Annotated in this window: 9 protein-coding genes; 6 read left to right on the top strand and 3 right to left on the bottom strand. The window is 41.9% G+C overall.

Translation table 11 applies throughout. The features are described 5' to 3' along the window. The first annotated feature begins 10 nt into the window (after positions 1–10). The 3 genes from NSS83_RS13820 to NSS83_RS13810 all read left to right on the top strand — a co-directional run bounded on the left by NSS83_RS13820 (position 11) and on the right by NSS83_RS13810 (position 6123). On the top strand, positions 11–3766 hold the full coding sequence (locus NSS83_RS13820; protein WP_341348437.1) for a S8 family serine peptidase: 3756 nt from the start codon (positions 11–13) through the stop codon (positions 3764–3766). 343 nt (positions 3767–4109) lie between these two features. Then, a complete protein-coding gene (locus NSS83_RS13815) occupies positions 4110–4553 on the top strand; it encodes a GNAT family N-acetyltransferase (protein ID WP_341348436.1) in 444 nt (147 codons plus the stop codon). 250 nt (positions 4554–4803) lie between these two features. Beyond that, entirely contained in the window at positions 4804–6123 is a 1320-nt protein-coding gene (locus NSS83_RS13810) for a helix-turn-helix transcriptional regulator (protein WP_341348435.1), read from the top strand. Between the two features lie 217 nt (positions 6124–6340). On the opposite strand, the gene NSS83_RS13805 is transcribed toward NSS83_RS13810, so the two are convergent. Then, positions 6341–7483, bottom strand: a complete 1143-nt coding sequence (locus NSS83_RS13805; protein WP_339251029.1) for a Fic family protein — start codon at positions 7481–7483, stop codon at positions 6341–6343. Positions 7484–7709: 226 nt separating this feature from the next. Between NSS83_RS13805 and NSS83_RS13800 the strand changes: the two genes are divergently transcribed. After that, on the top strand, positions 7710–7982 hold the full coding sequence (locus NSS83_RS13800; RefSeq protein ID WP_341348728.1) for a GNAT family N-acetyltransferase: 273 nt from the start codon (positions 7710–7712) through the stop codon (positions 7980–7982). Between the two features lie 101 nt (positions 7983–8083). On the opposite strand, the gene NSS83_RS13795 is transcribed toward NSS83_RS13800, so the two are convergent. After that, positions 8084–8368: a DUF6809 family protein gene (locus tag NSS83_RS13795; protein WP_341348434.1), complete on the bottom strand. Its 285-nt coding sequence runs from the start codon at positions 8366–8368 to the stop codon at positions 8084–8086. Positions 8369–8509: 141 nt separating this feature from the next. Beyond that, positions 8510–8689, bottom strand: coding sequence for a ribbon-helix-helix domain-containing protein (locus tag NSS83_RS13790; RefSeq protein ID WP_341348433.1), 180 nt, complete (start codon positions 8687–8689; stop codon positions 8510–8512). Between the two features lie 165 nt (positions 8690–8854). Here NSS83_RS13790 and NSS83_RS13785 point away from each other — a divergent pair, with 165 nt between their 5' ends. Together NSS83_RS13785 and NSS83_RS13780 are read left to right on the top strand one after the other, a co-directional pair. Next, complete coding sequence (locus tag NSS83_RS13785) at positions 8855–9115, top strand: hypothetical protein (RefSeq protein ID WP_341348432.1); 261 nt, start codon at positions 8855–8857, stop codon at positions 9113–9115. A gap of 729 nt (positions 9116–9844) precedes the next feature. Continuing rightward, positions 9845–11407: an extracellular solute-binding protein gene (locus tag NSS83_RS13780; protein WP_341348431.1), complete on the top strand. Its 1563-nt coding sequence runs from the start codon at positions 9845–9847 to the stop codon at positions 11405–11407. Positions 11408–11511: the final 104 nt, after the last annotated feature.

The raw sequence follows: 11511 nt of genomic DNA, 5'->3' as shown, positions 1-11511 counted from the left end.
GAGAGAAAGCATGAAAAAAATAATATCTATACTATTAACAATAGTTTTTGTTATTAATTTTATTCCACTTCAACGAATTCATGGAAATGAAGTTGAAAAAAAAAGGTATATTGTAAAGTATAAAGATGTTGAAGGTAATTCTGAAGTTTTAAAGGTGAGTGATTCAGTTTATGCAATGAATACATTCAGTCAACTGTCTGCTGCAACAGTTAGTACAAATGTTTATTCAGTTGATAAGCTTGCAGAAAATACTTACGTGTTAGAACTTTCTAATGAAGAATTATCTAATTTGTTAACTGAAGGTAATATTGAGTTTGTTGAACCGGATTCTTCAATGTCATTATCTGATGTTCATGAGGTTTCTCATAATCAATTATCTTGGGGATTAAAAGCAGTAGCTGGAAGTAGAACAAACTTAGGGACAAATCCAGGCAAAGGTATTAATGTCGCTATTCTCGATACAGGGGTATCTCCTCATGAAGAATATAGTATAATGGGAGGCGTTTCTTTCGTTGATGGAGAAATGGATTATCTTGATGGAAATGGTCATGGAACTCAGGTAACAGGTATTATAGCTGCTAAGCATGATGAAAAAGGCGTAGATGGCATGTCCCCACAATCAAACATCTATGCAGTAAAAGTTCTTAATACTTCTGGTGAAGGTTATTATAGTGATGTAATCAAAGGAATAGATTGGGCTATTGAAAATAAAATGAATATTATAACCATGAGTTTTGGAGGAAATGATTATAGCCAGTTATTACATAACACAATAAAAAAAGCAACTGATCAAGGGATTTTAGTGCTTGCATCTGCGGGGAATAATGGGCAGGGAAGTGAGACTGAGACATATCCTGCGCTATTTCCAGAGGTAATTAGCGTAGGTGCAGTGAATGAACAATTTTATAGACCTAATTTCTCAAGCACTGGAAGTCAGCTTGATCTGGTTGCTCCAGGAACGAATATTTACACAACTGATATAAACAATAAATTTAGCAGTAAATCAGGAACCTCAATGGCTGTTCCATTTGTTGCTGGTGCGGCCTCTGTACTTTGGTCTATTCATCCTGATTACTCTGCAGAAGACATTAAACATTTATTGTTATCAACAGCAACTCCTTTAGGAGAAACTCATGACTATGGCTCAGGAATAGTAAACCTTCTGAAGGCTTTAGGAATTTCAAATGATGCAATTAGTCCAGAGTTTCCAGTCCAAGAAGTTCCTATTGTTGATCCTGATCCGTCAACAGGTACTTATGGAGAAGTTGGAATTTCTTCGGTGAAAACTGGCGATGGGCAGATTATTATGGCTGGTGATGCAGTTTCTGTTTCTGTAAAATTATCAGCAAGCAAAGCCACAATATCTGTAGGTGTATTCGCCCCAGACGGCATAACAAAAATTGCTTCTAATTCATTTTACAATAAAAATGCAGGTGATATCGTTACATTCACTTGGAGTTCTTTAAAAACCAATGCAGTTGGAACTTATAAAATTAAATTTTATTATAACAACACTGATCCAGAAGATTTGTTTGCAATACATGTTACTCCGTACTTGCAAACGCCTACTGTTGTAAAAGGAACAGTGACTTCATCAAGCGCGGTTATTTCTTGGAATGCAGTTCCTAATGCTACTGGCTACCAAATAACATACTTCAATAAAGAGGTAACAGTTAGTTCTGGTCAAACTTCACTCACAATTACAGGATTAAATCCAAATACTATTTATACAGTTTATGTAAAGGCAAAAAACTCATCAAATCTATTTGGAAATTCAGGAAGTGTCGACATTTTAACTTTAAAGAATGAGAAGCCTAAGATTCCTGTTATAAGTGAAGCTGTACCAAGTGGAACAAAAATAGAATTAGCTTGGAGTAATGTAGATACAGCTATTAGCTATGATTTGTACTTAGACAACGTTTACCTAACAAATGTGAGAAATGTAACTAGATATACCTTTAACAATCTTCAAGTAGATCGTTCCTATGGTGTTGGAGTAGCCGCAAGGAATGAAACTGGAGCAAGCGACATTGCAACCAAAACTGTATTTACAAATGATGATTTTACTTCTGCAACAGTTTTATACTCCAGTATAAATTCCAGTATAGATAATATTACAGATATAGATTACTTCAAATTTGTTCCCCCAGCAAATGGGACTTATTATTTTGAAAGTAGTGCCAATTTTGATTTAGATGCTGATGTATACGATAAGAATTTTGAAATAATTAATTCTGGAACAGATATTAGTGCTTCAAATCTAAACTTTTATTTCGGACAAGAATTATTGGCAAATCAGGTATATTACTTAGTTGTTCATTCTGTGGGAAATAGCATGGGAAACTATAATATAACAGTTGCACCTCAAAGTGATGATTACATTGGAAATAACAATGTTATCTCAGTTGGATCATTGTCGGGTAAAATTAATTATCCAGAAGATACAGATACTTTTAAATTCATTCCAAATTCTAGTGGTGTTTATAGTTTTTCTTCTACTGGTAATTTGGATACTGAAGCAACATTGTTTAATTCTAGTTTTGTTGAATTAGCATCAAATGACGATGCTATTTTAGAATCCTCAGCAGGATTCAATATTGAATACAATTTGGTGGCGGGGCAAACATATTATCTATCAGTTGGTAGCCCCACTTTTGAAAGAGGAGAATATAATTTAATAACTGCTAAAGGTCCTAAGCCTGTTAGTGCACCCACCATAACTCTTTCTAAAGCAATAGAAAATAATATCTTTCTTGAGTGGAATGGGGACAATACCTCACAAATAAGTGGCTATAAGATTTTTAGAAATGGGATTGAAGTAGGAAATACAAGTTATACTAGTTTTTATGATGCAAATTTAGCAGAGAATCAGTCTTACAGTTACACCATACAAGCGTATTCAGGCAATAATGTATCCAGTATGAGTCTTCCTTTGAACGTAAAAACTGAATTCATAATTCCTACACCACTGGCACCTATTATTACACTAAGTAATACTCAATGGTCCAATAAAAATATAACGTTTAATATCAAGAAAGGAGAAGATATTGAACGGGATAGACTTTATTATAAAGTGGGTGAAGGGAATAGCTGGACTAGTTATTACGGTGGCGAGATAACTCTGAGCAATGAAGGAAGTTATAATCTTTATGCCAAAACGCTCAATGTTTTTGATTCAGCAAATTATACAGAGGCTTTAGTTAGAATTGATAAAACTGCACCTAATATTCCTTCGGATCTTAGTATTAATTTTAATACTTCAACAAATGGCTCATTATCTTGGACTTGTTCTGATAATGTGGGAATTGCCTACTATAATATTTACGTTACGGATGGAGGAGTGAAGAAACTAATTTCTTCAACAAGTAACACTACACTAACTATCACTGTTCCTTTAAGTGCAACTTCTTTAGCAGTTGAAGCGCATGATTTTGCAGAAAATATTTCAGAAGCGTCTATAGTTGCTCCAGACCGTATACCTCCAAGTGATCCATATATTTCCGGGTATGAAACTCTTAGTTTTAGCCAAACAAGATTCACCTTAAATGCTAGTGACAATGTTGCTATTAGTCACTATGAAGTTAATATTAATCAAGGGAAATTAAAGCAGGTATCTAAGGATACCTACATTATTACAAATACAGCGTCTAAACCGGATACTGGTTTGTTGACTTATGTATATGTGACTGCTGTTGATACTTCAGGAAATCGCTCCAATACAGTTACACTTAAAGTTTATGTTGGTGCAAAGGGAGGCATAACATAATAGTTGTATAAATTTAAAAGTCCTGAGAAACTCTCGGGACTTATTTTTTATGTTGTCCAATCAAAATAAGCAAAGACAAAAAAAATTATATCTATAAACGAGCAAAAATCCATATAAAAAATCCCCAATCTCATTTAGGCAACTCTGAATCGCTCACAGACTGTCTGAAACGGAATTTCTCTATGACGAAAAGAACGTCTCGACCCCGCCAGCTTCTCCAGCGAGGTGGAGAAATGGCACACCAGCGGTGGCAGTTTGATTATTCAGGGTTACGGGGAGGAGGAGGAGTGAGGGCGAACTGTGGTAAGATAATTTTATTTCATAATGGAGGACTGATTACACCTTGGCTATTACACTACATAAGATTACCGAAGAGCTTGAACATGAATGTACACAATTGAGCGTGAGTGCCGGGCAACTGGGCTTGGTGGCAAGTAATGCCGACTCTCTCGTACATGCGACCAATGAACCTACCTCTGTACCCTACGGTATTTTTAATGAGGAAGAGATGGTCGGATTTATCCTATTTGATAATGAAAGATATACGGACGGTTACTATTGGATTCTGAGATTCATGATTGACGGAAGATTTCAGGGCAAGGGGTATGGGAAAGCAGCAATTAAAGAGGTCATTAAGATGCTTATCAGCCGCGAGGACTGCACACAGATTAGGGTATCGCATGTTCCGCATAATCTAACGGCCAATAAGCTCTATAAGAGTGTAGGATTCATCGAGACTGGGGAGTTTGAAGACAACGGGGATATTATTTTGGGTTATACGATGTGAGCATTTTCTTAGACCTTGAGTGAATCCTCAAGGTCTTTTTTTGCGTCCGAAACTGTGCATTACTCTATTCATAAAAGTGAGGGGATGGCCATTATACCAATAGTGGCAATTATAATGCCAAATTATTAAAGTTAAGGAAAAATACATAAATTAGTGCTTGATTAATGAATCAGCAGTTGGTATATTTTGTGTAATGTAAAAGGAATTTTATTCTATAAATCACAAATTGAAGAGGAAGGGTGGTTAGGACTTGCAGGCAACGACTACGATTTTATCGGAACTGGAGGAGTATTTGCAGGAGAAGGGATTGTCGATTACGGAATTCGCCAAGCGTTCTAAGCTTCATTCGGGGACACTCAGCAATATCCTTCGTGGGCACCGGCCTATTGCGATGCAGCAGTTGGATCGGATTACCGAGGCCATGGGACAGGAGGAAGGGCACTTTTATGACTTGTATATCGATGACTATATTATCCGTGGCTCCTCAGACTGGAGAAGGATTGGACCGCTATTGCTCCGCTGTGCTGAACTGAACAAACTGGACAGTATTCAGCGCCTGGCCCGCCATATTATGGACAATCTGATGTACGCACCCTTGCTGTTTGAGACGGCGGAAGAATTATTTATGGCCGGGAAAAAGGAAGCTGCTGCTGCAATCTACGAGATTGTTGCTGAAGCCGAACGCTATCAGCATTCAGAACGGCTGGCGTTATGCCAGTTCAGGCTGTTTATTATTTCGCTCAGTGACGATCAGAACCGAAACCTGTGGGCTGCGAACCGGTTCGAGCCTTTTGTCGAACGGTTAGATGAAGTTGATCAGCTTGATGCACTCAAAGAGCTTGCCAATACATACCGCTCCCTACAGCGCTGGGACAAGGTTGAGGAATACGCCGCTAAGATGGGCCATAAGGCCAGAATTCAATATGACCTGAAGGTCCGGGACGAACACAGAGCATCGGAACCGGTCAAGCTTCCCGGCAGACCGCTGTTCTTTTACATTGCGTACAGTAATTTGCTGCGCGGAAATGTCTGCGATGAGCTGGGTGATTATGAGGGAGCTTTGGGTTTTATAAGAAGTTATGCTGATTTGAGCTGGGTTAGAGAGCAAGGAGATGAGGTCGAGCGTTGGAAAAGTTTGTTCATGGAGTGGTCCAAAGCTAATATTCTTTTGACAAAGCTGGTAAGTGGAGATTCCACTGTAATTGAGCAGTATTCTGCCTACCTTAATGCACATCAAGAGGAGAGAATTACCGGGTTGTTGTATATGCTTAAGGCTGCTAATAAATACAACTTTAATATCAACGCTATCTTACAACAATTTAAGCAGGACCTAGAGAAGAGTGTTATTGATCTGGTCCAGGTGAGATATTCGCGTAAATTAGTTCTAGACCGTCAAGCTAATTTACTGCTGGAACTGGCTAAGTACCTACTAGACAGAGGAGAATATCACAGCGGCCTAGAATTTCTAACGAAGTCGGTTCAGCAGTATCAGTTGATCAATGATGAGAAGCATAAGATTCTGGGCGTTCTGACCAACATCCTTAAGCAATCCAGAAGCAGTACTGGTTAACAGTTGAACAAGCTATTTCTCCTACAATCCTCAATCGAACCATTACCTCTACACTGCTGATCTTCATTCAAAAATTCATCCAATCACCGTTGTCGCCCACTCGCACCAGACTTCAAGCACACACCTGAACGATTTGCAGAAGTATCCTCATCTCCAGAATGAAGCTGTTGATGCAAAAGCAGCCCCGCCGCTTCAGCGGTGGGGCCTAGATATGGGACTAATCCGTGATACAGACGATGTATTCTCCGCGGCCCTTGCCTGATTTAATTACGCCCAGTTCTTTAAGTTTTGAAATATTCTTCGCAATACTTGAGGACGAGGCATCCAGTGTATTATCAAATAATTGTCTATGGAAAACTTCTCCATCCTCCATCCTGCTAATCCACTCAAACATCGTTTTGGCATGTCCTTTACCCAGCAATTCACGAGTATGTTTGATTTTATCGTAACGCTGCAGTTGTCTAAGAACCTTCGTAAGTGATGCGTTTACGCACTCCAGATAAAAAACAATGAATGGTTTTAAATTACCTTGTGTGGCCTCCATCAGCGTATCATAGTAATCTTCAATTCTTTTATCGAAGAATTCCTCAACACTAAATGCATCCTTAATGGTGGCTAAATCACTATGAATCAACCCGACCAAGGTAGAAAATGCACGAGCGGTTCTTCCATTACCGTCAGGAAAAGGATGGATGTAGCCAATTAAATGATGAGTTATTCCAGAAATGATGAGTGGATGGAGCTTTTTATTAAAATCAGCATTTGCAGTATCATACGGGTTACTGTATCCGGTTACGCTGGTATATAGCCAAGCGAAGTAAGCCTGCATGAGACGCGGGACCTCATTAAAGGCTGGCGGTTGATAACTGACATGTCCATCACCATCATGAAGAGCTACGGGAATATTTCTATATCCTTCGGGATAACCGGTCAATTCTTTCATTAAAATATATTGTATTTTCTTTAGTACAGACTCATCCATATCTGAAAAGTCAAGGGTTGGATTTAAGGTGTACAGGTACTCATAAGTTTCAAAAACGTTTTTAACTTCGATTTGAGCTTTTTGTTTAATCGTCATTGGATTTTTTTTGTAATTTTGATAAAGCTGTTCAACCTCTTTGAATTCCAGTTTATTCTGTTCGATTTTGGTAGTGAAATGTGCTGTCTTAACCAAAGAGTTACGTAAAATAGTGGGCGTTAAAGGATGGCTTTTTAAGCCGAGTCTTGCTAATGCACCTATATTCCTCTCCGCTTCTAAAATAAGCTGCTGAATCTCGTAATCAAAAGGATTTATGTTCGGCTGATACACTAACCTGTCTTTTGCGTTGTCGAAATGTTTATATGCAAATACGTAAGTCACTATTACACCACCTTTTACACTTTGATACTCAATAATATCAAGGGTTTAAAGCTAATTTTATTGTATTCGATTACATCTATTATGTACATGGTTTTATATTGTTAAACCAGTCTACACTAAGTCCCCGCCGCGCGAAGGCACTCTTTAGAACTATGCTGATTAGTACAAATATTTCTTCAAACGTTCCATTATCTTTATATCTGTTCAATGTTAATACTCTCATTCGATTGTAGCGGCTTGGGACGGGGATAAGCTTGTTGGTCTGGTAAATGCTCTGTCTGATGGTGTTTTAACAGTGTATTTCCATTATATGCTTATCAATCCCAGTTACCAGGGGAAAGGAGTAGGTAGAGAAATGATGACCACTATGCTCGATCGATATAAAGAATATAAAAATAAAGTGCTAATTTCTTATCCGAGTGCAGTGGAATTTTATTATAAGTGTGGATTTTCGAGTGAGCATGGAGCTACGCCTATGTTTATTTCAGAGTTGGTCTAATGCCGCACTTCTCCCGGGAATGATACGGGCCAGTCGATTATATATCGAATCCGGGGCAATCCGGTCTATGACCGGATTGTCCGTGAATAGATGGATGCCCCTTAAGGTAATAGTGCTTCCCGATCACCTGTAACTTCAATTAATAAGTTTGCCCCCAACTTGAACCCATGACGAAAGGCAGCTTCTACATGCATGTTGTTCACGCTGTCGCACAAGTCCAAATATTCCTCCAGCTCTCTAAACACTTCCTCGCCCAACCGTTCGCGCCATTGCTGTGTCTCTGCTGCTACCAGTTTGCATGCGGAACGATATTCTGGATGTGATGGCACAATGGTCTCACTGGGTTGAAGCTTCCCATGGTACAGGGCTTCTAAAATTGTTTTCATGTTTGTCCTCCCATTATGTTCATCGCATCGCTTGAATGAGCTTCCTGCACATGGTAGGATATTTATGCAGTCTGCTTATCCAAGCGGATGTGTGGTTAGGAAGCAGCGTGTTCTTCGTGGGACTTACGCTGCTTCCTTTTTTTATTTTTGGAGCTCGTCAAACACCTTTTCAATTCCTTTGCGGATAATATCGGAACGGGTCGTTTGGAGCTTCTCGGTGCAGGCATCAAGCTTGTTCAAAATCTCTTGATCGACACGTACCCGAATCAAATCGCTTTTGGGATTGTCAGATGGTGGACGCCCCATCTTTTTGGACGACATCGCCTCACCCCACTTTTTGTGTCCATAATAAGTATATTTGTGTGGCTACATAAAGTCAATGAGACCGTTCACGATTGATCTATCTTTTCAGCCGAAGAATGAAGCTAACGCTGATGGAAATACAAAACAAGTTAAGCATAGTGGTAAAGGGGAAGGAGTCGGTCAATGAGAGGTCAAGTCTATATGGAGTATAGTCGGTTAGGTTTCTTTGCTGTACAAACTGAAGAAAATTATTTCTCAATCATTGAGGTTCAAAGTAAACTCCCTTCCTTATTAAACAAATTAATTGGAGATCTTGATTCATTGGGTGAAAAAACACTATACAATGAAGCAACTCAAGAAGAAATAAACGTATCCATTGTATCTACTCAGTTAACCTTGGCTGAAGCGAAGAGTTATATAAAGAATGCTGTAAGAGGAAAATAGTTCTCCTGGAGATACGCTAAAATGTTGCAAATAATGCATCACTGAGTACCCATATCAGCTTACTACATAGGAATGTTGCACGAAATGCAGGAATTTTCTCTTTGGGCGGCATAGAAGAGAAGGAATGCTGCTTTTTCTGCAACATTTTTTAATTATGGTTAGTTTCATGAGAGGAATGTTGTAATTTGTGCAGGATTTTTGAGTAATAGCAGACTAATCAGCCTTCTCTTTCAACAAAGCCCCGCCGCGCGAAGCGGCGGGGCTATTCCCTTTGCCCCCCTTTTAAGGATATGCATTGAAAGGGCCCACTCCTGGAGCGGCAGAAAGGGACGGAGGGAGGTTTGGAACTGGAGGAGTGGGAGCGTCCGCCTTTAGGTTTGGATTTCTACCGCAACTAGCGGTCCAAATCAGGAAATCCAAACCTAACAGCGGCCGGAAGTCCAAAGCTCACGCAGTCCCGCCCGCCGTAGCTCCCATCCTGCCAGCGCAGTCCCGCTCCACCTCAGCCCCCCGCCCCCCGCCGCTGCAACGCAATCCCGCCTATTGCTGCCCGACCACCGTTCCGACACACTAAGCTTTCAATGCCTATCCCCCCCATCACACGATAATCATTAACCCACACCCCCGCGCCCCGCCCGCTTTTATGAGCAAATGATTGTTTTCGTAATCCAGTGCAGAGCGTAATGTGAGGCTTGTAACCAATACAAGTTAAACGGAGGTCAAAAAGGAATGACGAAAAAATCCTTCACCCTGCTCCTAAGCTCGCTGCTGACACTCAGCATGTTGTCCGCTTGCGGCGGTAACAACAACAAAGAGGCGGCAGCTACGAAAGACCCGGGCGCCAGCACCGGGACCAACACAACCGCAACTACGGACCCGGCCACCGCAGAGCCTGAGAAGCCGACAGAGATCAAGATTATGCTACCGCTGAATACGACAGATACTCCACCGGATACGATCAAGAATGAAGTGGAGAAATTGACGAATACAAAGCTGACTTATCAGTTCTTCCCGGCTGACACGTATGAAGAGAAGCTGAACTCCTCGTTCGCCACCGGTTCCCTGCCGCAGGTGACGTACCTGAAGAACCAGACGACCTTCCTGCAGATGAAGGAAGCGATCAAGGACGGACAGTTCTGGGAGATCGGGCCGCTGCTCAGCGAATTCCCGAACCTGAACAAGCTGAAGCCGGAGATCCTGAATAACACCAAGGTAGACGGCAAGCTGTATACCCTGTACATCGGCCGTCCGCTGGCACGTCAGGGCATCATCTACCGCAAGGACTGGGCGGATAAGCTGGGTCTGAAAGCACCGGCCAATACCGAGGAGCTGTTCGCCATGGCCCAAGCCTTCACCGAGAAGGACCCGGACGGCAACGGGAAAAAGGATACCATCGGCGTTGTAGACCGCAATGAGCTGGTGTACGGTGCGTTCAAGACGGTCTCCTCCTGGTTCGGCACGCCGAACAACTGGGCCGAGAAGGACGGCCAGCTTGCGCCGGAGTTCACTTTTCCGCAATACATCGACACGATGGATTTCTTCCGGAAGCTGCGTGAAGGCGGTTATATGAACCAGGACTTCGCGGCAACCAGTAAGACGGATGCGGTCAATATGTTCACCAGCGGCAAGGCCGGGCTGTATATCGGCGGCTCGATGCAGGACATCGATTCCCTGAACAAGGACTTGATCAAGAACGTGCCGGATGCCGTACTGGATACGCATAGCATGGTGGCTGGACCTGACGGCAAATTCGCCCAGTGGATGATTCCCGGCTATAACAACGTAGTGCTGTTCCCGAAATCGGCAGTCAAGGATGAGGCGGAACTGAAGAAGATTCTGAAGTTCTTCGACGCGATGATGACCCCTGAGGTAGCCAATCTGATGTACTGGGGTATTGAAGGCACACACTACACCGTCGTGGACGGCAAGGCCAAAGCGACCGACAATAAAGAGCTGATCGAACGTGAGGTCAAAGGCTTCAAGGACAGCGTCATCGGCGAATATGAAACGAACGGCATGTACCAGAGCTTGAACGTGCTGCCGGGCCGGATTCATGCGGAGGAGCTGGTACTGGAGAACGTGAAATACGGGGTCGCAGATCCTACGGCGGCGCTCGACTCGGCAACCTATACGTCTAAGGGCGTAGAGCTTCAGCAGATTATTGCGGATGCGACTTACAAGTACATGTATGGTCAGCTGGATAAGGCCGGATTCGAGAAGGAAGTGGAGAACTGGAAGAGCCGGGGCGGGGCGAAGATCATCGAAGAATATAATGCCGCGTATAAAAAATAAGCACAGCACAGCCGCTATAGCAGCGGACTGAACAGGAAGTGGGCTGCCCCGGGTTAGCGCTCCGGCAGCCTTTTTTCAACCAGCGAATAATTTACAGAGAAAGG

The organism is Paenibacillus sp. FSL H3-0469 (genome assembly GCF_038051945.1).
Lineage (GTDB): Bacteria > Bacillota > Bacilli > Paenibacillales > Paenibacillaceae > Paenibacillus_AQ.
The sequence above is the reverse complement of the archived record's forward strand: the minus strand, read 5'-3'. Positions and strand labels throughout refer to the sequence as shown.